The sequence below is a fragment of the Burkholderia sp. Ac-20345 genome, from assembly GCF_017104825.1.
In the GTDB taxonomy this organism is placed as follows: Bacteria; Pseudomonadota; Gammaproteobacteria; order Burkholderiales; family Burkholderiaceae; genus Burkholderia; species Burkholderia lata_B.
Genome location: NZ_JAAGPO010000003.1, coordinates 187,268 through 213,274, shown reverse-complemented (window position 1 = coordinate 213,274; position 26,007 = coordinate 187,268). Strand labels below are relative to the sequence as shown.

Annotated in this window: 21 protein-coding genes; 6 read left to right on the top strand and 15 right to left on the bottom strand. The window is 67.0% G+C overall.

All coding sequences use genetic code 11. The features are described 5' to 3' along the window. Nucleotides 1-158 precede the first annotated feature (158 nt). Genes G3O06_RS03070 through G3O06_RS03050 form a run of 5 tightly spaced genes read left to right on the top strand, consistent with a single transcriptional unit; the run spans nt 159 to nt 4,058 of the window. The gene (locus G3O06_RS03070; protein WP_089429479.1) at nt 159-353 is read left to right on the top strand and encodes a DUF1656 domain-containing protein; all 195 of its coding nucleotides are present in this window, start codon (nt 159-161) and stop codon (nt 351-353) included. A 20-nt stretch (nt 354-373) separates the two neighbouring features. Further along, entirely contained in the window at nt 374-1,288 is a 915-nt protein-coding gene (locus tag G3O06_RS03065) for an HlyD family secretion protein (RefSeq protein WP_174968551.1), read from the top strand. 11 nt (nt 1,289-1,299) lie between these two features. Next, nucleotides 1,300-2,763: an efflux transporter outer membrane subunit gene (locus tag G3O06_RS03060; RefSeq protein WP_205814921.1), complete on the top strand. Its 1,464-nt coding sequence runs from the start codon at nt 1,300-1,302 to the stop codon at nt 2,761-2,763. A 58-nt stretch (nt 2,764-2,821) separates the two neighbouring features. Continuing rightward, nucleotides 2,822-3,262, top strand: coding sequence for a hypothetical protein (locus tag G3O06_RS03055; protein WP_174968553.1), 441 nt, complete (start codon nt 2,822-2,824; stop codon nt 3,260-3,262). A gap of 52 nt (nt 3,263-3,314) precedes the next feature. Continuing rightward, a complete protein-coding gene (locus tag G3O06_RS03050) occupies nt 3,315-4,058 on the top strand; it encodes a hypothetical protein (protein ID WP_174968554.1) in 744 nt (247 codons plus the stop codon). 206 nt (nt 4,059-4,264) lie between these two features. Here G3O06_RS03050 and G3O06_RS03045 read toward each other — a convergent pair whose 3' ends face one another. From G3O06_RS03045 to G3O06_RS03020, 6 genes are all read right to left on the bottom strand, one after another. Further along, nucleotides 4,265-4,990, bottom strand: a complete 726-nt coding sequence (locus tag G3O06_RS03045; RefSeq protein ID WP_205814920.1) for a hypothetical protein — start codon at nt 4,988-4,990, stop codon at nt 4,265-4,267. Between the two features lie 244 nt (nt 4,991-5,234). Further along, complete coding sequence (locus G3O06_RS03040) at nt 5,235-6,926, bottom strand: long-chain fatty acid--CoA ligase (RefSeq protein WP_205814919.1); 1,692 nt, start codon at nt 6,924-6,926, stop codon at nt 5,235-5,237. A 102-nt stretch (nt 6,927-7,028) separates the two neighbouring features. Further along, nucleotides 7,029-8,699, bottom strand: coding sequence for a choline dehydrogenase (locus G3O06_RS03035; RefSeq protein WP_205814918.1), 1,671 nt, complete (start codon nt 8,697-8,699; stop codon nt 7,029-7,031). A 29-nt stretch (nt 8,700-8,728) separates the two neighbouring features. Continuing rightward, entirely contained in the window at nt 8,729-10,150 is a 1,422-nt protein-coding gene (locus tag G3O06_RS03030) for a coniferyl aldehyde dehydrogenase (RefSeq protein ID WP_205814917.1), read from the bottom strand. A gap of 163 nt (nt 10,151-10,313) precedes the next feature. Next, on the bottom strand, nt 10,314-11,270 hold the full coding sequence (locus G3O06_RS03025; RefSeq protein WP_205814916.1) for an alpha/beta hydrolase: 957 nt from the start codon (nt 11,268-11,270) through the stop codon (nt 10,314-10,316). Nucleotides 11,271-11,272: 2 nt separating this feature from the next. After that, nucleotides 11,273-12,799, bottom strand: a complete 1,527-nt coding sequence (locus G3O06_RS03020; RefSeq protein WP_174988820.1) for an NAD(P)/FAD-dependent oxidoreductase — start codon at nt 12,797-12,799, stop codon at nt 11,273-11,275. 140 nt (nt 12,800-12,939) lie between these two features. Here G3O06_RS03020 and G3O06_RS03015 point away from each other — a divergent pair, with 140 nt between their 5' ends. Then, nucleotides 12,940-14,193 carry a helix-turn-helix domain-containing protein gene (locus G3O06_RS03015; RefSeq protein ID WP_205814915.1) on the top strand — a complete coding sequence of 418 codons (1,254 nt, stop codon included), beginning with the start codon at nt 12,940-12,942 and terminating at the stop codon, nt 14,191-14,193. Between the two features lie 15 nt (nt 14,194-14,208). Here G3O06_RS03015 and G3O06_RS03010 read toward each other — a convergent pair whose 3' ends face one another. The 9 genes from G3O06_RS03010 to G3O06_RS02970 all read right to left on the bottom strand — a co-directional run bounded on the left by G3O06_RS03010 (nt 14,209) and on the right by G3O06_RS02970 (nt 25,986). Further along, complete coding sequence (locus G3O06_RS03010; protein WP_205814914.1) at nt 14,209-14,895, bottom strand: TetR/AcrR family transcriptional regulator; 687 nt, start codon at nt 14,893-14,895, stop codon at nt 14,209-14,211. 33 nt (nt 14,896-14,928) lie between these two features. Continuing rightward, nucleotides 14,929-16,302 (bottom strand): FAD-dependent oxidoreductase, encoded by a 1,374-nt coding sequence (locus tag G3O06_RS03005; RefSeq protein ID WP_241019485.1) that lies wholly within the window; start codon nt 16,300-16,302, stop codon nt 14,929-14,931. 80 nt (nt 16,303-16,382) lie between these two features. Continuing rightward, nucleotides 16,383-17,348, bottom strand: coding sequence for a YCF48-related protein (locus tag G3O06_RS03000; protein WP_205814912.1), 966 nt, complete (start codon nt 17,346-17,348; stop codon nt 16,383-16,385). A gap of 29 nt (nt 17,349-17,377) precedes the next feature. Continuing rightward, complete coding sequence (locus G3O06_RS02995) at nt 17,378-19,738, bottom strand: efflux RND transporter permease subunit (RefSeq protein ID WP_205814911.1); 2,361 nt, start codon at nt 19,736-19,738, stop codon at nt 17,378-17,380. Between the two features lie 63 nt (nt 19,739-19,801). Then, a complete protein-coding gene (locus G3O06_RS02990; protein ID WP_205814910.1) occupies nt 19,802-21,643 on the bottom strand; it encodes a DUF1302 domain-containing protein in 1,842 nt (613 codons plus the stop codon). 78 nt (nt 21,644-21,721) lie between these two features. Then, nucleotides 21,722-23,086, bottom strand: a complete 1,365-nt coding sequence (locus tag G3O06_RS02985) for a DUF1329 domain-containing protein (protein WP_205814909.1) — start codon at nt 23,084-23,086, stop codon at nt 21,722-21,724. 360 nt (nt 23,087-23,446) lie between these two features. Continuing rightward, nucleotides 23,447-23,860, bottom strand: a complete 414-nt coding sequence (locus G3O06_RS02980) for a RidA family protein (RefSeq protein WP_174988810.1) — start codon at nt 23,858-23,860, stop codon at nt 23,447-23,449. 18 nt (nt 23,861-23,878) lie between these two features. After that, complete coding sequence (locus tag G3O06_RS02975) at nt 23,879-24,712, bottom strand: phytanoyl-CoA dioxygenase family protein (protein ID WP_174968567.1); 834 nt, start codon at nt 24,710-24,712, stop codon at nt 23,879-23,881. Between the two features lie 584 nt (nt 24,713-25,296). After that, nucleotides 25,297-25,986 (bottom strand): hypothetical protein, encoded by a 690-nt coding sequence (locus G3O06_RS02970; RefSeq protein ID WP_205814908.1) that lies wholly within the window; start codon nt 25,984-25,986, stop codon nt 25,297-25,299. Nucleotides 25,987-26,007: the final 21 nt, after the last annotated feature.

Here is a 26,007-nt window from a genome sequence, read left to right as displayed (position 1 = left end):
CCGGCATGCACGGCGCGCCGCACACGCCCTCGCCGGCCTCGCCGCCGCGCAGCCGGGCAACACCGAACTGAAGTGGCTGATGGCCGCGTTCGCCGACGTCTACGTGCTGCTGCACACGTACGCCGCCTATTTCACCGTCGTTCCGGAGCGTGCCCCCGATGCTCAGTGAATTCCCGCTGGCCGGCATCTACCTGCCGCCGTTCTTCGTCTATGCGTGCGCGACCGTGCCGCTCTATATGGCCGTGCGCGCGCTGCTCGCCCGGCTCGGCGTGCTGCGCCGCGTGTGGCATCCGGCGCTGTTCGAGTTCGCGATTTCGCTCGTGCTGGTCGCCACGCTGATCCTCTACTTCTAGCCGTCGGAACGTATCGCGTCATGTCGCTCAAACCCCTTACCCGCTCCCTGCTGACGCTCGCCACGGTGGCCGTCGCGATCGTGCTGGTCGCCGCGCTCTGGCACGCGTACGTCCTCGCGCCGTGGACGCGCGACGCGCGCGTGAGCGCGCACGTCGTGCGGATCGCGCCCGAAGTGTCGGGCACCGTCGTCGAAGTCGCGGTGGTCGACAACCAGCGCGTCGCGAAAGGCGACGTGCTGTACCGGATCGATCCGCAGCGCTTCGCGCTGGCGGTGGAGCAAGCAGAAGCGCAGGTCGCCGCGACCGCCGAGTCGATGCGCCAGAAGCGCGACGAAGCGCAGCGGCGAACCGGGCTCGACGATCTCGTGCCGCGCGAGGACATCCAGCGCTCGAGTCGCGCGGTGTCGATCGCGCAGGCCGAGCACCGCAAGGCGCTGGCCGCGCTCGACGTCGCGAAGCTCGACCTCGAACGCACGACGCTGCGCTCGCCGGTTGACGGCTACGTGACGCAGCTGCGCCTGCGTCACGGCGACTACGCGGTCGAGGGCAAGCCCGGCATCTCGGTGCTCGACGCGCACAGCTTCTGGATCACCGGTTATTTCGAGGAGACCAAGCTGCGCCGCATCGCGACGGGCGCGCCCGCGTCGATCCGCCTGATGGGCTTCGATCCGCTGCTGAGCGGACACGTGACGAGCATCGGCCGCGGCATCGCGGACGAGAACGGCACGCTCGACGAGCTCGGCCTGCCGGCCGTCAATCCGACCTTCAGCTGGGTGCGGCTCGCGCAGCGCATTCCGGTGCGCATCGAGATCGACCAGGTGCCGGCCGGCGTGCTGCTCGCGGCAGGCATGACGTGCAGCGTCGAAGTCGGTGAACGCGGGCGCGAGCGCACGCCGCGCGGCCGGCTCGCGTCGTGGCTGCACGCGTGGATGTGAAGGTGGCGACGATGCGATGCCTGCTCCTTCCACGCTCCGCGCGCGCCTTCGTCGCGGCCTGCTCATGTGCGCTTGCCGCGTGCACGACGGTCGGCCCCGATTACGTGGCGCCGCAGCCCGCACATCCGCCCGGCTGGATCGCACCGCGTGACACGGTGGCCACCGATCCCGCGCAGTTGCAGGACTGGTGGCGCGCGTTCGGCGATGCTCAGCTCGACGCGCTGGTCGCGCAGGCGATCGCGCACAACCAGGATCTCGCGATCGCGCGTCAGCGGCTGCTGCAGGCGCGCGCCGAACGCGACCAGATCGCGAGCCGCCTCGGCCCGACCGTCACCGCAGGCGGGAACGCCGATGCCATCCGTTCGTCGCGGGCGCTCGAATGGCCGCCCGGGATCGGCCAGTCGCGCACCTACCGGCTCGGTTTCGATGCATCGTGGGAACTCGACCTGTTCGGCGGCACGCGACGCGCGGTCGAATCGGCCGATGCGCAGATCGATGCGCTCGACGACGATCGCCACGCGATCCTCGTGAGCCTGCTGGCCGAGCTCGCGTCGGATTACGCGGCGCTGCGCGCGACCCAGGAGCGACTGCGGATCGCGACGGACAACGTTGCGAGCCTCGACGCCACGCGCCGCCTGACCGAGCAGTCGAACCGGCGCGGCCTCGGCACGTCGTTCGCGGTCGCGCAGGCGCGTGCCGAGCTGCAGCTCGCGCAGGCGACGTTGCCGCCGCTGCATCAGGACGTCGCGCGGCTCGCGCACGCGATCGGCGTGCTCGTCGGCGGTTTTCCGGAAACGCTGCGCGACACGCTGAGCGCGCCCGGCGCAACACTGCCGGTTGCGCCCGCGTTGCCCGTCACGCTGCCGTCGGACGTGATCCGCGAGCGCCCCGACATTCGCGCCGCCGAACGGCGGCTTGCCGCCGCGACCGCGCAGATCGGCGTCGCGCGCGCCGAGCAGTTTCCGCATTTCGCGATTCCGCTGAGCCTCGGCACGACCGCGAGCCTCGTGCAGGACCTGTTCTCGGGCGCCAGCGTCGCATGGTCGGTCGCGCTCGACGGCACTCAGACGCTGTACGACGGCGGCCGCGCGAAAGCCGGCGTCGACGCCGCGCGCGCGGCGGCCGAGGCCGCACGGCTCGCATACGAACAGCGCATCCGCAGCGCGTTTCGCGATGTCGAGGACGCGCTGGTCGCGATCGGCACCGCACGCGACCAGCAGGCCATGCTCGCCGCGGCGGTCGACAGCAGCCAGGACGCGCAGTCGCGCGCCACGCGGCTGTACCGCAACGGCCTCGGCGAATACCTGTCGGTGCTCACCGCGCAACGCGCGACGTACCGCGCACGCGATGCGCTCGCACTCAGCCGGCTCGCGCAGGTGCAAGGCGCGATCGCGCTCTACAAGTCGCTCGGCGTCGGCTGGCGCGACGCGCCGCCGGTCGCGCAGGCCGGCGCAACGCAAGCGCACACGCATTGATTGCCGCCGCACGGCCGCCCCGACGCTTCGGCGTCGCTCATCCACCGGAGAAACCTCGATGACCGCTCTCAATCCGAATGATTTCGCGTTACACGACATCCATCTCTTTCCGGTCTGCGTGTTTCGTCCCGAACACGCGACACCGGGCTACGGGCCGCGCTGGGAGGGCGAGATCGATACGCTGATGCGCCACGGCGAGCCGTTCGTGATCGTCTACATCGAGCTCGATACCGACGAGAGCCACGACGACCGCAAGCATCGCGCGGTCTGGCTCAAGCAGAACAAGGAGGCGTTGGGTGCCGTCTGCAAGGCGCTCGTCAGCGTCGAACCCGATCCCGGCCGTCGCGCGGAAGTGGCCGCGCAGGGCGAGGTCGCCGTCAAGGCATTCGGGATTCCGCACCATGCGGTTGCGTCGTTCGGGCAGGCCGTCTCGCTCGCCGCGCGGCTCACGCGGCAGCATGCGGGGAATGATGCACGGCAGGCCGGACAACAGGCATGACGCGACGGGCACGCCAGGCCATGTTGAATTCGCCACCGACACGAGGGCCGGCATGCGCTATCCCACCCTGACGATCACGGGCTCGCACACGCTTGCGTCATGTCCGTCGCGGCTCCCCGCTCCCGGCGAAATCCTGTTGTGGCGACTGCGCGGCGAATGGCAGCTCGTCACCAGCGAGCGGGGTCATCTCTACCTGTCGAAGACGGAACTGCGGCGCGCCAGGACGCATCCGAATCGCGCGCACGGCCGCCGCTTCGCGATCGGCCGATCGGCGCTGCGCGCGATCCTGGGAACGCTGGCCGGCCGCGCGGCCGACGAGCTGACGCTGATCGACCGCGATGCCGACCATATCGCGGTCGCGGGCTGCGACGTGCTGGACGGGCTTGACGTCGTGGTCGGCCACGCCGGGATCTGGATCGTCATCGCGATCGCCCGTGGCCCGATCGGGCTGGGCATCGGGCAGACCAGCGCGCTCGCCGATCCGGTATCGCGCGACCAGCTTCGGCTGGACAGCATTTCGAATGCATGCGGAAGCGGACACGGCGCCACGCTCGATTCGCTGGCGCCACTCGCGGGGGCATTCCGCGGGGTCGATACGCCGCATGCCGGCCACTGGCGCCTGCTCGATATCCCGCTCTCCGGCCTCGCCTGCGCGGCAACCGTCGCCGCGCGCCAGATGGACCGGATTCACGCGGTGGGCTGGCGCGGCGAGCGGAAAGACTGGCTGGCCGATCGCGACCGGCACCTGCGGGCGGCGAAGGTGCGCGGCGCGGCGGCCTGCGTCGCGGGCGGATAGACCGGCGCCGACGTCCTCGCGTTGCATGCTTGTGCTACGTCCACCTTCGGCGTCGCCGATGGGAGCCGTTCATGGGAGCGCGCGAAGGGAGCCGGTTATGGGAGCAGACGGCTTCGACGCCGGGTGGCGGTGCGACGTGCGCGGGGTGCGATCCAGCGGCCTCTCCCGAGATACCTGACCGAAACCCCGGTATCGGCATCGCTCCGTTACCCGGCCACGAACGCGCCCGCTTTCGCGCTCCGACTTGCACGGCGCAGCAACTGCCAGCCGAACCACACCATCCACATCGGCAGGACGAGAACGACGACGATCTCGCTCGTCCCCGTCACGGCTTCGAATTCGGGGAAGAACCCGGAGACGAAGATGATCGCGAAAAACCAGGCAACGATCTTCAGCAGGAACGCCCCGAGCCATCCGTCCTTCTTCAATTGATTGGCGACGATCGGCGCCCAGAAGAACACCAGCGGGCCTTCGGACCACCACAGCCCGCTTTGCGTGCCGTTGGCAACGGTCGCCCACGCGGTAGCGGCGGCAGCCCGTGTTGCGTCGTCTCCGCCCGCATGCATTTGCGCCAGCGGACCGAGCACCGACAGCTGGAGCGCCGCACCGGTCACGCCAAGCACCGCGTACAACCCGATGCCGAACGCAACCATGTAGCCGAGCGCGCCGAGCTCTTCCTTGAAGACGTGCAGGAAGTACCCGCCGATGACGAGCACCGGCAGATAGAAGCCGAACACGTCGGCGAGCATCGACAAGCGAAACAGATCGCGCGTTTCTGACGGCAGGCTCAGCATCGTCGCACCGTGAAGCAACATGCCGGTGTCCGAACCGGCCACCATCGACACCAGCCCCACGTTCGCATACGCCAGCAGGCCGCCGATGATCGCGCTCCATGCCGTGAAGCGCATGACCTTGTTCGAATCGTTCTTCATTCCCATTCTCTTTCTCCGCACACCATGCCCGGTTCCCGCACCGGGAACCATTCGATAGACAGTGACAGGCCCGATCGCGCGACGCCGCAAACCGGGCCGCCCGAACAGTAGTTCACACTGATAATCATAGGTCGATATGACAAACATAAAATCGACGTAAAACACGAGAAAATTCCCTCGTGTCTGCTTCATTCCGGTCGCCGCTCGACGGATGCCCCTCGGGCGACCGAACACGGCATGCCCGTCATGCCACTGCGTTTCCCTCGTCGCCGGCGGCCGCCGCCTCCTCCCTTTCCTGCAACTCCCGCCACATGATCTTTCCGGACCCGGATTTCGGCAACGACTCGACGAATTCGACGATGCGCGGAACCTTGTAGGACGCCATATGATCGCGCGCCCATGCCACCACGTCGTCGGGCGTCACGCCGTCGGGGTACGCCGGATCGAGCACGACGAAAGCCTTGACCGTCTCGCCGCGATGCACACTGCGCGTGCCGATCACGCACACTTCCTTGATTGCCGGATGGCGGTACATCATCGTCTCGACTTCCGCCGGCCACACCTTGTAGCCCGACGCGTTGATCATCCGCTTCAGCCGGTCGGCCATGAAGAAGTAGCCGTCCGCATCGATGCGGCCGAGATCGCCGGTGCGCAGGAAGCGCTTGCCGTCGATCTCGACGAACGCCTGCTTCGTGGCCTCCGGATTGCGCCAGTAACCCTGCATCAGTTGCGGCGCATGCATGACGATCTCGCCCGCCTCCCCTTGCGGCACGGGCTGGAACGTGACCGGATCGACGATCCGCGCATCGACATCGAACAGGGGAATGCCGAGGCACTGCGGCTTGGGGCGCGCCGGCGGATTGATGTGCGTCGCGGCGATCGTTTCCGACATCCCGTAGCCTTCGACGTACTCGAGCCCGACCATCTCCTTGAGCTTCCGGGCGATCGCATCCGGCATCGCCGCGCCGCCGCCGCGCATCGAGCGCAGGCTCGACAGGTCGTATTCGTGCAGGTTCGGGTTCGACAGGAAATCCACCATCATCGTCGAGATCGACTGCCACACGGTGACGCGGTTGCGGCCGATCGCACGGCCCGCGGCATCGCGATCCCAGCGCGGCAGCACGACCACGGTCGAGCCGCGATACAGCGGGCCGTTCAGCCCGCCCTGCATGCCGGTGACATGGAACAGCGGCAGCACGGCCAGGTGGATCGCGTCCTCGGGATCGTCGAACCAGTCGACGAAGCCGGCCGCCGTGCACATGACGCTGCGATGCGTGTGCACGCAGCCTTTCGGCTTGCCCGTCGTGCCGGACGTATAGGGCATCAGGCAGATGTCGTCGGGGCCCGCCGTCAGCTCGCCCGGCGCCAGCTGCTCGGCGAGCGCATCGCGCCAGTGCACCACGCCGGGCCCGTCGACGTGGCGCGGCGCCGCGACGAAGTCGGGCACCGCGACGGCCGACGGTTGCGCCACGTAATCGCCATACGTCGCCACGACGACGTTCGCGAGGCCGCCCGCGCCGCCCACGAGCGGCGCGATGCGCGGATACAGGTCCTGCGCGACGAACGCCGTGCTCGCGCCGCTGTCCTCGATGTAGTGCGCCAGCTCGTCGGTCACGTTCATCGGATTGACCGGCACGACCACCGCGTTCGCGCGCAGGATGCCGTAGTACGCGATCATCCATTGCGGGCTGTTCTGCATGTCCAGGAGCACGCGGTCGCCCGCCTTCACCCCGCACCGTTGCTGCAGGAAGCCCGCCACGTGCTCGGCTTCGCGCTGGAAGCGCGCGAACGAGACCGGTGTGTCGTAGAACAGGATGAACGGCTTGTCCGGGTGGCGCGCCGCCGCGGCCTCCGCGTGACGGAACAGGTGGGTCGCGGGCGGCGCCTGACGCGTGGCCAGGTGCGCGGGCCAGAATGGCGATCGGATGGCAGACATGGTTCGGCAACTCTTCGTCAAAACTGCGGGTGATGAAAGGCATCAGCGGGACCGGTCGTCCCGACGCTGCATGAACGTGTTCGTTTGACCGGGGTAAATCCCCTATCGACCGGCCTCGACGCCTGACGTCGTGAAGCGGTGCGTTTCCGCCGCTGTCGCGCACGCCGCGGACGCTACCCGGCTGACGCCGCGCATCAGGTCGACCGCCTTCTCCGCGATCATGATGGTGGGCGCATTGGTGTTGCCGCCGATCAGCGTCGGCATCACCGATGCATCGACGACGCGCAGCCCGTCGACACCATGCACGCGCAGTTGTGGATCGACCACGGCCATCGCGTCCTGTCCCATCCGGCACGTGCCGACCGGGTGATAGACGGTATCCGCGCGCCGGCGCAGCACCGCCCGGATCTCGTCGTCGCTGTGCACGTCGCGCGTGAACATGTCCTTCGTGATCCACTCCGCGAGCGCGGGCGCCTCCATGAGGCCGCGCGTGATCTTGAAGCCGGCCACCATGTCCTCCAGGTCGCGCGGGTCGTCGAGGAACGCGGGATCGATCAGCGGCGCGGCGGCGGGGTCGCGGCTGCGCAGCGCGACCGTGCCGCGGCTGCGCGGGCGCAGCAGGCACACGTGGCAGGACAGCCCATGGCCGAGGTGCATGCGCCGCGCATGATCGTCGACCAGGGCGACCAGGAAATGCAGCTGGATGTCGGGGGCATCGAGGCCCGGTTGCGTCTTGAGGAACGCGCCGCCTTCCGCGAAATTTGACGTCAGCATGCCGCGCCGCTCGCGGCGAAAGCGCATGATCTCGCGCAGCATCCGTGCGCTGCCGCCCACCGAGACGCCCATCGTATCGAGGCTGCGCGTGCGGTAGCTGAGGATGAAGTCCGGGTGGTCCTGCAGGTTGCGGCCCACGCCGGGCAGGTGGTGCAGCGTGTCGATGCCGACGCGCGCCAGTTCGTCCGCCGGGCCGATGCCGGACAGCATCAGCAGTTGCGGCGTCTGCAGCGCGCCTGCGGCCAGCACCACCTCGCGCCGTGCACGAAAGGTCCTCAGCGTGCCTTTCTGCAGCACCTCCACGCCGACGGCGCGCTTGCCCTCGAACAGGATGCGCCGGACCTGCGCGTGCGTTTCGACGGCGAGATTGGCGCGCTTGCCGACGTGCGGGAGCAGATAGCCGCGCGCCGCGCTCCACCGTTCACCCTGCTTCTGCGTGACCTGGTAGATGCCGACGCCTTCCTGCTGCGCGCCGTTGAAATCGTCCGTCAGCGGCAGGCCCGCCTGGCGGGCCGCGGTCAGGAAGCGCGCCTGGAACGGGTTGTCGGAGCGCAGGTCGCTGACCCACAGCGGGCCGTCCTGGCCGTGCCACGCATCGTTGATGCGCTCGTTGTGCTCGCTCAGGCGAAAGTACGGCAGCACTTCGTCGTACGACCAGCCGGGATTGCCGAGCGCGGCCCACGTGTCGTAATCGCTGCGATGGCCGCGAATGTAGACCATCGCGTTGATCGCGGACGAGCCGCCCAGCGCCTTGCCGCGCGGCTGATAGCCGACGCGCCCGCCGAGCCCGCGCTGCGGCACCGTGTCGAATGCCCAGTTGTTGAGGCGGGTCGGCAGCATCGCGACCATGCCGGCCGGAATGTTGATCACCATGCCGTCGCCGCTGCCGCCCGCTTCCAGCACGCAGACCGTGGCGTTCGGGTCCTCGGTCAGGCGCCCTGCCACCACGCAGCCGCCCGAGCCGCCGCCCACGACGATGTAGTCGAACTCATGATTCATGGCATTTCTCTCGATACAGGATTCGGAAGTCACGCGAGACGCGACAGCGTACGCAGCAGCAGGTCGAAGGTTCGGCCGTACGGCGGATGGAACAGCACGGCGCCGTTCCAGCGGGTCTGGTGAAACACCGGCTTCAGTTTGCTGAAGGTGTCGAAGCCCCACTGGCCGTGATAGGCGCCCATGCCGCTCTGCCCGACGCCGCCGAACGGCTGGTTCTCCTGCACCAGATGCCACAGGCAATCGTTGATCGTGACGCCGCCGGACACCGTTTCGCGCAGCACGCGATCGCGCCGCGCCGCGTCTTCGCCGAACCAGTACAACGCGAGCGGCCGCGCGCGGCCCTGGATGTACGCCAGTGCATCGTCCAGGTTCGCGTATTCGACGATCGGCAGCACGGGGCCGAAGATCTCTTCGTTCATCAGCCGCGTGTCGGCCGGTGCGCCGATCACGATCGTGGGCACGAACTTGCGCGACGACGTGCCGAACGATTCGCCGGCGGGATTGACTTCGACGATGCGCGCGCCTGCCCGGCGTGCTTCGTCGACCATGCCGGCGAGGCGTGCGCGATGGCGCTCGCTGATGATGGCCGTGTAGTCGGGATTGGCGGCGAGCGTCGGATACAGGCGCGTGACGGCGCGCGCCAGCTGCGATGCGACGCTGTCGGCCGTTCCGGCCGGTACGAGCAGGTAATCGGGCGCGACGCAGGTCTGGCCCGCGTTCAGCAGCTTGCCGAACGCGAGGCGCTGCGCGGCGACCTCGACGTTGCACGACGCATCGAGGATCGCCGGCGACTTGCCGCCGAGCTCGAGCGTCACGGGTGTCAGGTTGGCCGCGGCCGCCTGCGCGACGTCACGCCCCACCTGGGTCGAGCCGGTGAAGAACAGATGATCGAACGGCAGGCCGGCAAACACCTTGCCGAGTTCGACGTCGCCCACCACGACATCGAGTTCGTCCGGCGCAAAGGTCTCGCGGGCCATCGACACGAGCTGGTCGGACAGCGCAGGCGTGAGCTCGGACGGCTTGATCAGTACACGATTGCCGGCGGCGAGCGCCGCGAGTGCGGGCCCGAGCGACAGCTGCAGCGGGTAGTTCCACGGCGAGATGATGCCCGTCACGCCCAGCGGTTGCGGCATCAGCCGGTTGTGGCCGGGGCGGAAATGCAGTGCGGTCGGCACGCGGCGCGCCCGCATCCAGTGTTTCAGGTGCCGGCGCGCGTGCCGGATGCCCGCATGCACGATGAACACCTCGGCCAGCCGCGTCTCGTGCGCGGAGCGGCCGTGAAAATCGGCGTCGATGGCGCGCACGATGGCGTGCTCGTGCGCATCGAGCCACGCAGCCAGCCGTTCGAGGCGCGCGAGCCGGGTGGCCAGCGCCGGGTTCGGCTCCAGTGCGAAGGCGCGGCGCTGGCGCTCGAAGCGGGCCGCAAGGTCGGTCGGGTAGCCTTGATGCATGGTGTCTCCTACGGCTTGCCGCTCATGCGATCGCGTCGCATCACGACAAGCGTCTTGCAAATGTTCTCGGTCTTCACGCTGCCGCGGGCCGGTTCGGCGGCCGGCGATGGCGCGCGCTGCTTCCCGACGTCACGCGCGGATCGCGTGCCGCGGGCGAACCGGCTCAGGCAATGTGCCGGCCGGTGCGCACGGGCTCCGCGGCAGCGCGTGTCGCACGGCGCCGGATATGGCCATCGATCAGGCTCGTCAACAGCGGCACGACGCCATCGGGAATGTCATGCCCCATGCCGCGCACCGTGACCATGTCCGCGCCCGCGATGGCCGCAGCGGTCGCGACACCGCCGCTGGGCGCGACCAGCAGGTCCCGATCGCCGTGCACGACCAGCGTGGGTGCCTGGATCCGCCGGATCTCCTCGGTGCGGTCCCCCGAGTTGATGATCGCGCCGATCTGGCGGGTCGTGCTCTCGTGGTCGCGCGCCTGCTGGCCGCGATCCCACGCGTGGGCCGCATACGCGCGCCGCGCCGCGTCGTCCGCGGGATACGCCTGTGTGCCGATGTGGGCCATGATCCGGCTGTATTGCTCCACGGCCGCTTCGCGCGTGCGGGGCGGCGGCGCGGTGAGCATCAGCATGCTGGACATGGCCGGCTGCCCGACATTGCGCGCACCGGTCGTCGAGATGATGGAGGTCAGCGACAGCACGCGCTGCGGATAGCGCGCGGCGAGCACCTGCCCGATCATGCCACCCATCGACATGCCGACGACGTGCACGCGCGCCACCTGCAGGCTGTCGAGCAGGCCGATCGTGTCCTGGGCCATGTCTTCCAGGTCATAACCGTCCTTGACGGGCTGGCGGAGGAATTGCCGGAGCACGCTCGGCCCCGGCCGCGCGATGCGAGACGAGCGGCCGACATCGCGATTGTCGAACACGATCACGCGATAGCCGCTTTGAATCAGCGCGTCGATCAGCGCAGGCGGCCAGAAGGTCAACTGCAGCGTCATGCCCGCAATCAGCAGCAACGGCTCGCCGTTGTCGGGCCCGTAGGTGCGATAGCAGAGACGCACGCCTCCCGGCAGGTCGTAGAACGCGTCCTGCACCGCTTCCATGGAATGAATCGTCATGATCATCCTCCGACAGCGCGACGCGACTCGACACGATCCGTGCCGCCTGCGGCCGGTGCCTGCCGGAAGCGCAGGCAGGGGTCATCGACCGAACCGTGCCGCAATATCCGGACATCGAGGTGATAGTCCATCGACATGACCCACGGCGTGCCCGGGCCCTGGCGCGGCAGGCTGCCGATCGCGCGCTGCACGTAGCCCGCGCCGAAATCGAGCAGCGGACGCGTCGGCATGTCGGCGGCGGGCAGTTCGGGCACGCAGGTCGCGAAGCCGCCGCGCTCCATATGCGCGAGCACGCGGCAGAAATGCTCGGCCAACAGCCCGACCTTCAACGTCCACGACGAATTCGTATAGCCGATGGAGAACGCGAAATTCGGCACGCCGCTGAGCATCATCCCCTTGAAGGCCACCTTGTCGCGGAGTTCCACCGGTTCGCCGTCCACCGTCAGCTTGATCCCGCCGAAGAACCGGATGTTGAGCCCCGTCGCCGTGACGATGATGTCGGCGGGCAGCGTCTGCCCGGATTCCAGCACGATGCCCGTTTCCGTGAAGGTCTTGATGCGGTCCGTCACGACCGACGCACGGCCGTCGCGGATCGACTTGAACAGATCGCCATCCGGCACCGCGCACAGACGCTGGTCCCACGGGTTGTACGGCGGGTTGAAGTGGACATCGACCGGGTAACCCTTCGGCAACTGGCGCTTGTTCAGGAAGCGGATCAGGCGCCTCGCCGCCTTCGGACGCGTGCGGCAGAAGTGCCAGATGAAGCGCGCAATCGCGATGTTCTTGCGCCGCACGAGCGCGTACGCCCACGTATGCGGCATCACCTTGCGCAGCGTATTGGCGATGAGGTCTTCCGCCGGCAGGCTCACCACGTAGGTGGGCGTGCGTTGCAGCATCGTGACGTGCCGGGCCTTGCCGGCCATGGCCGGCAACAGCGTGACCGCAGTGGCGCCGCTGCCGATCACCACCACGCGCTTGCCGCTGTAGTCGAGATCTTCCGGCCAGTGCTGCGGATGGACCACCGGGCCACCGAAATGCTCGATCCCTTCGAGCTTCGGCGTATGGCCTTCGTCGTGGCGATAGAATCCGGCGGCGCTGAAGAACCACTTGGCCACGATCGTCTTGCGTTCGCCCGTATCGACGCGCTCGACTTCGACGCTCCACAACGCTTTCGCGCTCGACCACGATGCGTGGATCACCTTGTGGTTCGTGCGGATGTGACGATCGATCCCGTACTCGGTCGCCGTCTCTCTCAGGTACGACAGGATTGCATCCGCGCCGGCGATCGCCTTCTTGTCGGCCCACGGCTTGAAGCCGTAACCGTAGGTATGCATGTCCGAGTCGGAGCGAATGCCCGGATAGCGGAACAGGTCCCACGTGCCGCCGGTCGCGGCGCGCGCTTCCAGGATGATGTAGGACGTACCGGGACGGTCCGTCTCGAGTTGACGAGCGACACCGATCCCGGAAAGGCCGGCGCCGACGATGAGCACATCCACGTGCTCGATGGACGGAAGGGGGTGTACGGTCACGGTGTGTCTCCTGTTCGCGTCGAAATGCGCTCTGTGACGTTATTTTCATTAACCGAATCGGGTCGAACAAGGTGTCGAATGCACCGCATGCGAATACAATGAGTGCAACTTGCACCTCTTCGTTTGGATAGCACTCCGTCATGTCCCAGCCCCCCGCTCCCACCGCCCAGCCGAGCTGGCCATTGCCCTCGCCGCGCATTCGGGAACTGATGCGCCAGGGTGCGGAAATCGCGCTGAATGTGCAGACGGAATGGCTGCAGGAACTGGACAAGGAGAACGTGGCGGCCAGCCCGACGATGAGCGACCCCGTGCTCGCGGCGGCCGTGCGGCGGATCAACCGCAACGGGCTGATTCACTGGGCAACCGCCAACCTCGAGAACCCTTGCGCACCGGTGTCCCGCTACCTGTCCGCCGACATGCTCAGCAGTGCGCAGGAACTGGTGCGGCGCGGCCTGAGCGACCTCGTGTTCGTCGCGGCCCGATCGTCGCAGAGCGTCGTGTGGCAGCGCTGGATGGAGCTCGCGTTTACGTTGACCCAGGACCCGGTCGAGCTGCGCGAGTTTCTGGCCGTGTCGTCGCGTTCGATCGCGGCCTTCATCGACACCAACATGATCGGCATGGCCGAATTCATGCACGCCGAGCGCGAAGCGCGACTGCGCGGCACCCACGCCGACCGTCGCGAGCTGGTCACGCTGATCGTCGAAGGCACGACGATCAGCGCGCAAGAGGCCAGCCGGCGCCTGGGCTATACGCTGGAGCAACGCCATCACGCCGCGATCGTCTGGAGCGAGGAAGCGGATATCGAGCTGGGGCTGCTGGAGCGGGCGGCCGATGCGCTGGGCCAATGCGCGGGCACGCGCAATGCGCTGGTCGTCGTCGCGAACACCGCGACGTTGTGGGTCTGGACATATCACGACGGCAAGCCGCTCGACATGCCCGCGTTGCAGCGTGCGATCCGCGCGCTGCCTGGCGTGCACATGGCCGTCGCGACCGCCGGGAACGGCATGGAAGGTTTCCGGCGCGGCCACCTGGACGCACTGGCGACACAGCGGCTGCTCGGCAGGCTGCACGCCGGCGTCGGCGTGGTGCATGCGGACAGCATGAGCCTGATTTCGCTGATGACCCATCATATGGAGTCCCTCCACCAGTTCATCACCAACACGCTCGGCGGCCTGGCCACCGCCGACGTGTCGCTGCGCGACGCGCTGCGTGCCTTTCTCGCGGAAGGCTGCAGCGTGACCGACGCGGCCGAAAAACTGCACGTCCACCGCAATACGCTGCTGCGCCGGCTCGAGCGTGCCGAGTCGTTGCTGCCCCGCCCGCTCGCGCAACAGCGCCTGCACGTCGCGGCCGCGCTGGAAGTGCTGTACTGGGTCGCCAGCGATACCGCTTGACCGGCGCCGCGCCGCCTACTTCGGCGGCAGATCGCCGCCCTGGCCGCTCCGCCTTCCGTAGATGAAGCAGCGGGTCGTTTCCATGAATATCGCGTCGAGCCCCGGCGTATCTCGCGCGGTCGCGGATTGCAACGTCAGGCCGTCCGCCATGGCAATCAGCAGCGTGGCGACGTGCATGCTGTCGGCCGCATCGAACGCAGGATTGACGGCGCGCAACAGCTTCGCGACCTCGCGTGTCAGCGTGCCGTACCATTCGTCGAACAGCTTCAGGCATTCCGGGTCGATCGCCGCGAACGACAGGAAATGCCTGAAAAGCGCGCCGTATTGCACATCCTTCGCGTCGCGAAGCGAGCGTTCCATCACGCGTTCGAGTACGTCGTCCGGCGATGCGTCGCTGTCGAGCACGCACTTCAGCTCGCCCAGGTACGCATCGATGACCGGCTCGATCACGGCCCGCAGCACGGCCAGCCGCGTCGGGAAGTAGTACTGCAGATTGCTCACGCTGATGCCGGCGCCGGCGGCGACCGCGCGCTGCGAAAACGACAGCGGGCCACCTTCCAGCAGCAGTTTCCTGGCGACACGGACGATCGTGCCGCGCGTGCGCAGGCCCTGGGCCCGCAAGCCGTCGAGATCGCTGCCGGCCGAAGCGGCGCTCGCTGCGCGGCGCTTCCTGCCGTCGTGGTGCGCTTTGGGATCGGTCATCGCGTTCGGTTCCCGTAACGATGTCGCGCGGTGTTATCCGCGCAACGCGTGGCGGTTCACGCGTTCGTCCAGCAGGTTCGCGATCCCCAGCACCGACTTGATCGCGCACCAGCGCAACGGCTCCGGCGGCATCGCCGGCGTGCGGTGCATCAGCGCGTCGAGGAACGGCGATTCCGCGCCGCTGATCCGGTCGGCCAGCACCTGCCCCATCAGCGACTGCGTGCCGACACCGTGCCCCGAGCATCCGGCCGTGTAGAACACGTTGGCGTGCGCGCCGGTCGCGCCGACCACCGGCAACGCGTCGCTCGCGACCGAGATATAGCCGCTCCAGCATGCGCGCACCGGCACTCGGCCCAGTTGCGGGAAACGCGCGCGCAGCGTCGCCAGCAGCGCGCGATAGGCGGCTTCGTCCGGCACGTTCGGCGTGCGCGAGCCATACACGTAATCGAGCCGCTTGGTCGTCACCAACAGCGTATTGCGCGCGGTGAGCCGGTGGCTCTCCATCGTCAGGTGCGGTGTCACGATCCCTTCGCGATTCGGCCAGCCCAGCGTCGCCAGTTGCGCATCGGAGAGCGGCGCGGTTTCGAGCGCCGACACCCGCAACGGCATCACCTTGTTGCCGAGCATGCCGAGTTGCGGCGTATACGCATTGGTGGCGAGTACCAGGACCGGCGCGCTTGCGCTGCCGCGCGCCGTCCGGATCCGCACGGTCTCGCCCGCGTCGAAATCGAGCAGCGCGGTGTTCTCGTAGAGCCGCACGCCCGCGGCAAGCGCCGCGCGCCGCAGGCCCGTCACGTACTTGCCGGGATCGAGCGTGCCGCCGCCAGGAACATGACAACCGAACAGGAACGCCGGCGGAATCCCGCGCGCGCGCATCGCCGCGCCGTCGAGAAACCGCGCGGGCGAGCCGAGCGCGATGCCGGCCTCCATGTTCTCGCGCAAGCGCTTCTCCTGCGACCGATGCACGCCAGCCCGAATGATCCCCGACGCGCGGTAGTCGCAGTCGATCCCGTATTCGACGAGCTTGCGCTCGACGTAGCCGACACCTTCGTCGTAAAAGCCGATGATCCGTTTCGCCTGCTCGCGCCCCACGCGCTTCACGAACAGGTCGTATTCGAGCCCCTGCCCGCCCGCGAGATAGCCGGCGTTGCGCCCGCTCGCGCCGAAGCCCGCGAACTCGCGCTCGATCACGACGACGCTGGCGCCGCGCGCGGTCAGCTCCAGCGCGGTGTTCAGGCCCGCGAAGCCGGCGCCGACGACGACCACATCCGCGCGGATATCGCCTTCGAGCTGTGGCTGCGGATCGTGCGGCTGCTCGATCCATCCACCGATGGGCCGGTACGCTCGCAGCGCACCGTCGGCCCGAGCCGCGTCGAGCCGTGATGCACGCCCGATCGCATCATCCATCATTTCGTATCGCGAATCGCTCATGTCTTCCTCGTACATTTCGTGCCACGGGAGGGAACCCCGTGCGTGTCTGCCTGCAATCAGCGAGACGTCAACACGCCATCCTGCGAGAACAGAATCGGCGTGCCGGCCTTGTCGGGCAGCGCGGCGGTCAGCGTCGCGCGATCCGGACGCTGCGCGACCTCGACCGTTGCCGCCCCCGCCGGCTGCTTCAATACCAGCCCATCGAGCCCGACGCCGATCAGGCCGTCGCCTGCCGCCACCAGATCGGTGATCGAACTCCGCGTGCGACTGTCGACGGCCGTCCAGCTCGCGCCGCCATCGCTGCTCTGGTACAGGCTGCCGAGCAGGCCGCCCACCACCACGCGGCCGTCCGGCAGCGCCACGCCGGTCCACAGCGAACCCTTGCCGCCGGTCTGCAGGTAGCTCCAGTTCGCGCCGCCGTCGGTCGACTTCAGCACCGTGCCCTGCTCGGCCGAGATGTAGAGCGCGCCCTTGTGATCGGCGAACGCGTGATACAGGTTGCGGTCCGCCTTGCCGCCGCCCGGCGGCTTCGGCAGCGTCACCTTCGCCCAGGTCTTGCCGCCGTCACGGGTTTGCAGCATCAGCGACCACAGGCCGACTGCGAGCCCGTCCTGCGGCGTCCTGAACAGCACGGAGAACAGCGGCTGGTCGACCGACGTGTCGATGCGCTGCGTCGTCCAGGTTTCGCCGCCGTCGTCGGTCGCGAGTATCGTTCCCCACTGGCCGACGGCCCAGCCGTGCCGCGCATCGGCGAACGCGACGGCCGACAGCGTCGCGGCAACGGGCACGCGTCGCGCCTGCCGCCAGGTCTTGCCGTCGTCGTCGGACAGCACCACGACGCCGTGATCGCCGACGGCGACGACCCGCGAGCCGGCGCGCGTCGCGTCCGTCAGCATCATGTGCGTCGGCGCGGGCCACGCGTGGGCCGGCTTCGCGGCCCATTCCGCGACGGTTCCGCGGGATTGCGCGAATGCGGCAGTGGCAGCGCACAGCGCGATACAGGCAACGAGCGTCTTGATCATCTGGAGATCTCCATGAAAGTGGGCGGGCGTCAGTGGCTGAAGAGCCCCGGCGCGCGGGCCGGCTTGCGGCGCGGGAACCGGCGCTCCAGCACCGAGGCCAGTGCGGGCAGTGCCGTCATCGCCATCAGCAGGTTGACGAGGAACATGAACGCCAGCAGCTTGCCCATGTCGGCCTGGAACTTCAGCGCGGAGAAGCTCCACGTCGCCACGCCGATCGCGAGCGTGATCGCCGTGAAGATCGTCGCGACACCGACTTCGAGCAGCGCGTGCTGCACCGCCTTCACGATCGTCTGCCCGCTCGCGAGATGCACCTGCAGCCGGTTGTAGATGTAGAACGCGTAATCGACGCCGATCCCCACCGCCAGCACCATCACCGGCAGCGTCGCCACCGTCAGCCCGATCTGCAGTTCCTTCATGAACCAGTAGCCGATGAAGGTCGCAACCGACAGCGGCGCGCAGCAGGCGATCATCGCGCGCCAGTCGCGGTACGCGAGGAACACGAGGATCAGGATCGCGCCGTACACATACAGCATCATCGGCAGTTCGCTGCCCGCGACTTCCTCGTTGGTCGCCGCCAGGACGCCCGCGTTGCCGGCCGCGAGACGCACGGTGATGCCGGGGAACGGATGCGACGCGCGATACTGCTTCACGTCGTCGAGAATCCGGTTGATCGTCGTGGCCTTGTGGTCGGTCAGGAACAGGTGCACCGCCGACATCGTGCAGTCGGCCTTCATGAAGCCCTTCACGCGCCCGACGTCGACCGACACCGCGCCGTAGTTCTCCGGGGCGATCGGCACGACGTTCATCTTCGGATAGTCTTCGTTGTAGCCCTGGTTGTACGCGCGCAGCATGCCCGAGTACGACTGCACCGACACCACACCCGGCTCGGTGCGCATCGCGGCCGCGAAATCGTCTTCATACAGGCCGACCGCCGGGTTGTCGCAAGCCTTGCCGACCGACTCGATCGCCACCGTCAGCCAGTCGAGGCCCATGTCGTAGCTGCCGGATATCGACGTTGCGTCGCGGTTGAAGCGCGCATCCGCACGCAGTTCCGGTGCACCCGGCTGCAGCGTGCCGATCACGCGGTCGCGGCTTTGCCACGCGGCCAGCGCGAACACGACGAGCGTCAGTGCGACGGTCGCGCCCGCATACTTCGGCTGCGCGATGCGCGCCAGCGGGCGCAGCCATGCCGAGCGCCGCTCGCCGCGCTTGAGCGCGCTGTCCGCATAGCGCTTCGTGAAGTTGAAGCAGGACGCGGCCACCGGCAGCAGGATCAGGTTGGTCACGATCTTGTAGGCCACGCCGAGCGACGCGGTGATCGCCAGCTCGCGCACCATCGGGATCGGGATCAGCAGAAGCGTGATGAACGACACGAACGCGGTGATCAGCGCCAGCACGCCCGGAACCAGCAGCCCGCTGAAGCTGCGCCGCGCCGCCTCGTACGAACTGTGCCCGTGCGAAATCTCGCGCACGATGAAGTTCACCTGCTGCACGCCGTGCGACACGCCGATCGCGAACACCAGGAACGGCACCAGCACCGCGAGCGGATCGAGCCCGAAACCGAGCAGCTTCAGCGTGCCGAACTGCCAGACCAGCGACGTCAGCGAGCACGCGATCAGCAGCACGGTGAAGCGCAGCGAGTGGCAATACCAGTACACCGCGAGCGCGGTCAGCAGCAGCGCGATCGCGCAGAAGCCGAGCACGGCCTTCGCGCCGTCGGCGATGTCGCCGATCTGCTTCGCGAAGCCGATGATCTGGACGTCGTAGCCGGCATCCTCGAACGGCTGGCGGATCTTCTGCTCCAGCAGGTGATTGAACGCGACGTAGTCGAGCACCTTGCCCGCGCTGTCGCGCTCGTTCAGCTCGGCCGTGATCATCGCGCTGTCCTCGCCGTGCGACACGAGCGTGCCGACATAGCCGCCCAGCGTCGTCGCGCGGCGGATCTTCTCGACGATCTCCGGCGTCAGCTGATCCGGCGTGATCGTGCCGGAGATGATCGGCTCCGCGCGGAAACCCTCGTCGGTGATCTCGTTGACGAACGCGTTCGACGTCCACAGCGAGCGCACGCCGATCCGGTCGACGTTCGGCAGGTAGGTCACGGCCTGCGTGACCTTGTACAGCCGCGTCAGGCCGTCCGGCGTCCAGATCGAACCGTGCTTCGCGCGCACGACGACGGTGATCCGGTTCGCGCCGAGCAGGTCGTTCCGATATTGCTGGAACGTGCGGATGTACTCGTGGCCGATCGGCATCTGTTTCTCGAAGCCGGCATCCATGCGCAGTTGCAGCGCGAACACGGCCATCGCGACTGTAAACAGGCCGATCGCCGCGAGCACGATCGCGCGATGACCGAAGAAGAGCCTTTCAAGGCGGCTGACCAGACGATTAAGCACTGCATGACCCCTTCATGTTTTCCGGCGATGCCCGACACGCGCACTCGCTCCCGCTTGCACCCGTCAGAAGTTCCGGGTAGCAAACACACCGACGAAATTGCGATCCGCATACGGATTCCCCACCGACTGATGGCCGCCGAAGAATGCCGCGAAGTTGATACCCGCCTGCCACTTCGGCGGATTCTGGTTGAACAGCACGTAGACGTTGACCGACTTCGCGCCCTGCATGTAGTTCGCGGTGAAGGTCGGCGTGTAGCCGTACAGGCCGGTGCTGAACGTCACGCCCGGCGTCACCTGCCAGCCGGGAATCAGCGAACCGTCATAGGTCCAGTTGAAGTCGATCGTCGCGCCCACCGAACTCGACGTGCCCTGCCCCTGCGTGATCGGGTAGCCGAGGCCCGAGTTGTTGTTCAGCCACGGGAAATAGCCGGTTGCCGGCACCTGCGTGACCGGCTGACCGCCAACCGCGCGCGTGACGTCCGAACCGAGGCCCGGGTAGTAGATCCACGTGAGTTCCCAGGTCAGCGTCGCGGAATCCGCGGCGATCAGCTTCAGGAACGGATACTCGCTGCGCGTCAGGGCGAGTATCCCGTTGACGTCGAGCTGCAGCTTCTTCTTGTCCGCCCACTGCTGGCAGTCGACGCCTTGCACGCCGTTCGTGATCAGGTCGGTCGGGCCGCCCGCGCCGTAACAGCTCGACAGCGCGACCGCATCGCGTGGCCGGTACGACAGCTCGGTGCCGATCGCCCACGGCCCGACCCCGAAGTTCGCGCTCGCGCCGAACAGCTGCCGGTTCTGCAGATACGACCACTGCGCGGTGCCGTTGGCCAGCGTCGACAGCACCGGCGATTTATCCGTGTAGTTCAAGTAGTAGAACGCGAAGTTCGCATCGAACGAGCGCGGCGAATAATTGAACTTCACGCCGAACTGCGGCCGGTATTTCGCGGGCAGCTGCGTGGTGACCGGAATGCCGAGGTCGTTGAACGGCGGCCCGGCGAACGCGCCGTTCACGAGCCCGTTCTTGATCGCGTTCAGCGTGTCCTGGTTGCCCGCCGCGGCCCCGCCGCCGATCGCATTGGCGATCGTGCCCACGCCCGGTCCGGCCACGTTGGGGTTGTTCGCGTTGATCGTGAACGGTTCGGCGCCGCGGCCGATGACGTTCGCCAGCGACCAGTACGAACCGACCGGCGGAAAGCGGTTGCCGTTCCACTGGAACTGGTAGTAGGCCTCGGTGCTGAAGCCGTGGGACAGATCGGCGGCAAGGCTCAGCATCGGCGCCGGCAGCAGCGCCTGCTTGAGCTGCGAACCCGGGATCAGCAGCTTCTGGGTGTCGAGCGAGTTGGTTGCGTTGATGCCGCTCTGCGCGAACATGCTCTCGCCCCAGTTGATCACCTGGTTGCCGAGCCGGACGTGCGCGCTGTGCCCGTTGATCGTGAAGTCCTTCTGCGCCCACAGATCGAGCAGTTGCGCGTTGTACACCACCTGCGCGGCGGCCGTGCTCGACAGCGGCGTCCTGGCCGTTCTGCCGGCAAGGAAGTCGTACATGCCGGTGCCGCGCACCATGAACTTGAGCCCTTCGCTCGGCATCTTCAGCAGCAGCTCGCTGGTCGCACTCACGTAGGTGCTGAACGGCTGCCCCTTGCGGTAGTTCAGATCACCTTCGTCGCCATAGCCCCACTGGTTCGTATTGGCGGCCGCGCCGCAGCCGTACGCGTTCGGATCTCCGGTCAGCGAGCAGCTCGGATTCTTGGTCCGGATCCCGCCGCCCGCGGTGAGATTGGTCACCCACGATCCCTGGACGCTGCCGTCTCCGAGCGTGAAATCGTACCCGTACGCAGTCGATGTCGCCGCACCCAGCATTGCAATCGACACCGTAGTATGCCTAACGATATTGCTTGCCTTCATCGCCCCACCTCATCTCCAGACCGGATGCCGACGGCGCGAACGCGCACGTCGGACCTATTTTTTATATGACTACAGCAATCAGCGTTCGCTGACCGATCTCAGCGATTCCGCCGTGAAGAAATCGGACTTGAAGTGCGGATCGCTGTTCTCCTGGTACCAGCGAATATCCTTGCCCTGGCCGATCGTCGACGAATCGAACACGTAGCGCCCGTTCAGCACGTCGTACTGCGCCATCGGCTCGTTGTCGCAGGCGCCGCCCAGTTCCCAGACCGGAATCGGGTAGCTCTCGCGCACCTTCCACAGCTTGCCCTGCGCGTCATAGTCCTCGCCGACGAGCACGAGCCAGCTGTCCTCGTCCAGGTAGAACACCTTCTTCGATGCGACGTGGCGCGCACTCGGCTTGACCGTCGCCTCGACGACCCACACGCGATGCATCTCGTAGCGCCGGTTCGCCGACGCGATGCCGTCGGGCGTGGCGACGTCATGCAGCTTGCTCTTGAACTTGTACATGCCGAATGCGTTGTACGGAACGAGCATGTCGCGCTTGCCGACGAGCTTCCAGTTGAACCGGTCGATCGAGCCGTTGAACATGTTGGCTTCGTCGATCAGGTACTGGTTCTCGAAACCGATCAGCGGTGCGTCGTGCGTGTAGGCCGGCATGCGTCTCACACGGCGCTGGCCGGGAAAGTAGTAGTAGGTTTCCGAATCCTTGTTGAAATACTGGCGCTGCACGAATGCCTGCCCGGCCAGCGCGGCCGGAGAGGTGGCCGAGAAATACGCGGCCAGACTGAGCTGGTCGACGTCCTTCGGCGCGTTCTTGCCCGTCTTGCCCGACGGGAAATGGAAGACCTGCGGGCCGATCGCGTCGATCCATTCTCCGCCGCCCGGACGCGGCGAAATGGTCGTGACGTCCAGCGGCCATTCGATGCCGATGCCCCGATACCGGTTCTCGTAATTCAGGATCGCTTCCGCGCCGGTCTTCGGCTGCGGAAACGGCACGCCGGGCAGGACTGCCGCCGCGAGCGTCTCCCCGTCCGACGCGAGCTTCGCGGCCGTCAGGTTGGCCTTCGTGTTCTGCTCGGCAAAATCCGGCAGCTGGCACTCGCGGTGCGACGGATAGACATCCATCCGGTAGCCCTTGCGCTGCTTGATCAGCGCGACCTGGCCGGGCGACAGCATGCTCGCGTACTTGTCGACGTTCGCGGCGTCGATCGAATAAAGCTCCTTCTCGCTCCGGTGCTTCCAGAAATCGCCCCGCGTCTTGCCGTACTCCCAGCCTGACTGCGGCTCCTGTCTGCCGGCAAACGCAGGAATGGAACCGTCCTTGTTCGCGCCGCGTTCGGCGCCCATGGGGGTGAGATCGTCGGCCATCGCGCTTCCGGCCATCATCAGCAACGCAGCCGCGATTGCGGACACGGCTCCGATCGTGTGCTTCTTCATCATGCTCTCCTTCCGAGACTCTGCTTTCATTCACCGGTTGCGCGGCTGGCGGGCGACAGGCGTTCGTTTCGTTGCGGTTTCGCGCGGCGAATGCGCCGCCCCCTGGCCAGACTTCGCGAGACTTTCGCGATCGCGACGCGCCCGGCATGAGGTTCGCCGATACACGTCATGTTGTAAGTCATCCGAAATATATTGCGTGTTCTGCTGCCCGACTTGCTTCAATCCATACGCGCCCCATCCGTCTCAGGTTCGGGGGCTCGCCACATCCGGCGGAACCCTCCCCGAGTGCCGGATGCGGCGGCTGCGAACCGTTCCTTTCTTCGCAGCCGCCGCCCCGCCCGACCTAACGGTGCGACAACCGACTCAGAGCGCGCCCGACCCGGCCACTGCCACCGCCCGCACTTCGACGCACAGCTCGGGCAGCGCGAGCTGCGTCACCCCGACCGCGGTCCACGACGGATAGCGATCCGGGAAGTATTCGTCCTTCACCGCGCCGAAGGCTTCGACCTCCGCGCGCAGATCCGTATGAAAAGTCGTCAGCTCCACCACGTCGGCAAGACTCGCGCCCGCCTCGACCAGAATCGCCTTCAGCGATTCGAACGCGATCCGTGCCTGCGCCTGCACGCCGTCGCCGGGCCGCATGTCCGCGCCGATTCCGACCTGGCCGGAGACCCAGATCGTGTCGCCCACCCGCGTTGCCGGGGCGAAATGATAGGTGTCGTACCACGCCTTGAATCCGGGTGGAATGATCGGTTGACGCTTGCTGGTTGTTGCCATGACGGGAATCCTCCGGATTCAGATGAGTTGACGGAAACACGGCGCGCGAAACGGGTCGCCCGCCTTCAATGACGCGATTTCCTCGACGAACAGGATCCCCGCCGGCGTAAAGCCGGACGCACTGTTGTCCGGCAGCGGGCTGAACGTGGCGTCGTCGCCGAAGAAGCGCAGCACGAGGGTGTGGCGATCGGGAAAAGCCGGATCGACCACGCCGCCGCCGTGCAGCACGCCGGGGTGCAGCAGCAGGACGTCGCCCGGCTGCGTGGCCCACGAAAGGATGTCGTACTTGCCGGGATCGGCACGGCGCTCGGCTTCGATGTCCGGCATCCGCGGCCAGATGCCGCCGCCGTGCAACGGCTCGGTGGGATCGTCGGCGTTCTGGAACGTGGTGCCGTCATGACGCACGCCACGATGCGAGCCCCTGACGATTTCCAGCGCGTTGCGCTTGGGGACCGCCTCGAAACTGATCCACGCGTTGCCGAAGTGCATCCCGGACCACGGCAGGTACGAGGTGTCCTGATGCCACAACGAGCGCGCGCCCTTGCCACCTTGCTTCAGAAAGAGTTCCTCGGCGAAATACCACGCGTGCTTCGATCCCCACAGGTCGGCGAACAACCGGCCGAGCGGCAGCGTGCCGACCAGCTCGTCGAGCCGTTCCTTCGCGTACGGATTCGCGTTGTCGACATGCGACCGGAATTCGGTGCCGTCGAGCATGCTCGACGCCATCGGTCCCGGATTTTCAATCCCCCAGTCGAACGCGAGCCGGCATTGAGCCAGTTGTTCCTCGTTCAACAGACCTTCGATCAGGACCGCACCGTCCTCTGCGAAAGCCTTGCGCTTGACATCGTCCATCTGTCACCTCCTGTTGGTTCGCACCCGCTCTGCTGACGGGTGCCCGGTCGTGCGTCAAAAGTAGTTCGGAATAACAATGTTAGGTAATGATGATAAATTTAGAACGAAATAAAAAGAGAGGGTATTCCCGGTGCGGATTCAATGCGTGGATCAAGTGGGACGACGGCCGCGCTCCCGCCGGCCGTGCGAGGCCGTCCGCGGCCACGCGCCGGCTGGCGCGCCGCCTGACGAGCCCAACGAAAGATCAGACGAGGGGCAAACGCCCCTCTTTCATGTGACGATTACTCGACGCCCTTCACGCGTCGATGCCTGCCTCATCCCGATACCCGTCAATCCAAAAATAAATTCGGATAACGATATATTCCGGTTGCCGAAGTATCGATGTCGAAACCACCCCATGAAGATTCATGGTTACGCGAGGGCCGATGCCCGCGCACGTCGCTCCGGCACACAGTCGGCCACGCACGCCGCCGGCCGCCATATGTCCCGGAGCGACTCAGCCCGGCACGGTCCGGCGACTCGATGGCCGTCCCCGGCGGGTGTCACCGAGCACCGCCATCGTCCCGATGCGTACCGCCGTGCGCTTACGCGAGACGACGACCCGCACTCCGTGTCGAGCGGAACCGGCTGGCGTCATGCGCCTGGGCTGCGCGCTCCAGCGCGCAGTAGGCGTAATAGAGCACGACCGTCAGGTAGGACCACGTCACCAGCGCGAGCACATAGAAATTGAGCACGACGTTGTGCGCGTCTCCCGGGATCGGATAGAAATCGTAGATGCACGCGATCGCGAGCGAGGTCACCATTGCAACGGTCGACGTCATCGCATGGAACCGCTCGCCGGCCGCCAGCAATTTCCGGATGAAACCGGCGAGATAGATCGTCAACAATGCCCACATCGCGACATAGAAGTACGGTAACTCCTTGGCGACGAGACCGGACACGAGCACGACGGTGCCGACGACCGAAATCCCGAACAGCAAGACATCCTGGCGCCCCGAAGGCTTGTAGCCGCGTGTCACGGCCATCAGGCCCGCGACGGCGACGATCGGCATCCCGAAGCCCCGTGAAAACGCATCCAGGAAATGCGAGATGAGCCCCGAAGTCTCGTACTGAGTCGCGAAATAGATCAACGCATTCGACGAGGAAACCGTCACGATCAGCCACTCGATCCCGAGCAGGTAGTTCCGCTTCTTCAGAAACTTGCAGCCGTAGATGGCCGTCGTAGTCGCCAGCAACCCACTGACAAGGCAAAGCACGAGCGATCTGCTGTCCATGATCAAACACTCCATTCCGAT

Excerpts from the sequence above, each read along its gene's own strand:
- G3O06_RS03010 (WP_205814914.1), bottom strand. The coding sequence starts at position 14,895 with ATGACCGATCCCAAAGCGCACCACGACGGCAGGAAGCGCCGCGCAGCG.
- G3O06_RS03040 (WP_205814919.1), bottom strand. The coding sequence starts at position 6,926 with ATGTCTGCCATCCGATCGCCATTCTGGCCCGCGCACCTGGCCACGCGT.
- G3O06_RS03030 (WP_205814917.1), bottom strand. The coding sequence starts at position 10,150 with ATGCATCAAGGCTACCCGACCGACCTTGCGGCCCGCTTCGAGCGCCAG.
- G3O06_RS02980 (WP_174988810.1), bottom strand. The coding sequence starts at position 23,860 with ATGGCAACAACCAGCAAGCGTCAACCGATCATTCCACCCGGATTCAAG.
- G3O06_RS03065 (WP_174968551.1), top strand. The coding sequence starts at position 374 with ATGTCGCTCAAACCCCTTACCCGCTCCCTGCTGACGCTCGCCACGGTG.
- G3O06_RS02990 (WP_205814910.1), bottom strand. The coding sequence starts at position 21,643 with ATGAAGGCAAGCAATATCGTTAGGCATACTACGGTGTCGATTGCAATG.
- G3O06_RS03005 (WP_241019485.1), bottom strand. The coding sequence starts at position 16,302 with ATGGATGATGCGATCGGGCGTGCATCACGGCTCGACGCGGCTCGGGCC.
- G3O06_RS03055 (WP_174968553.1), top strand. The coding sequence starts at position 2,822 with ATGACCGCTCTCAATCCGAATGATTTCGCGTTACACGACATCCATCTC.
- G3O06_RS03050 (WP_174968554.1), top strand. The coding sequence starts at position 3,315 with ATGCGCTATCCCACCCTGACGATCACGGGCTCGCACACGCTTGCGTCA.
- G3O06_RS03015 (WP_205814915.1), top strand. The coding sequence starts at position 12,940 with ATGTCCCAGCCCCCCGCTCCCACCGCCCAGCCGAGCTGGCCATTGCCC.
- G3O06_RS03045 (WP_205814920.1), bottom strand. The coding sequence starts at position 4,990 with ATGAAGAACGATTCGAACAAGGTCATGCGCTTCACGGCATGGAGCGCG.
- G3O06_RS03025 (WP_205814916.1), bottom strand. The coding sequence starts at position 11,270 with ATGACGATTCATTCCATGGAAGCGGTGCAGGACGCGTTCTACGACCTG.
- G3O06_RS02970 (WP_205814908.1), bottom strand. The coding sequence starts at position 25,986 with ATGGACAGCAGATCGCTCGTGCTTTGCCTTGTCAGTGGGTTGCTGGCG.
- G3O06_RS03060 (WP_205814921.1), top strand. The coding sequence starts at position 1,300 with ATGCGATGCCTGCTCCTTCCACGCTCCGCGCGCGCCTTCGTCGCGGCC.
- G3O06_RS03070 (WP_089429479.1), top strand. The coding sequence starts at position 159 with ATGCTCAGTGAATTCCCGCTGGCCGGCATCTACCTGCCGCCGTTCTTC.
- G3O06_RS03000 (WP_205814912.1), bottom strand. The coding sequence starts at position 17,348 with ATGATCAAGACGCTCGTTGCCTGTATCGCGCTGTGCGCTGCCACTGCC.
- G3O06_RS02975 (WP_174968567.1), bottom strand. The coding sequence starts at position 24,712 with ATGGACGATGTCAAGCGCAAGGCTTTCGCAGAGGACGGTGCGGTCCTG.
- G3O06_RS03035 (WP_205814918.1), bottom strand. The coding sequence starts at position 8,699 with ATGAATCATGAGTTCGACTACATCGTCGTGGGCGGCGGCTCGGGCGGC.
- G3O06_RS02985 (WP_205814909.1), bottom strand. The coding sequence starts at position 23,086 with ATGATGAAGAAGCACACGATCGGAGCCGTGTCCGCAATCGCGGCTGCG.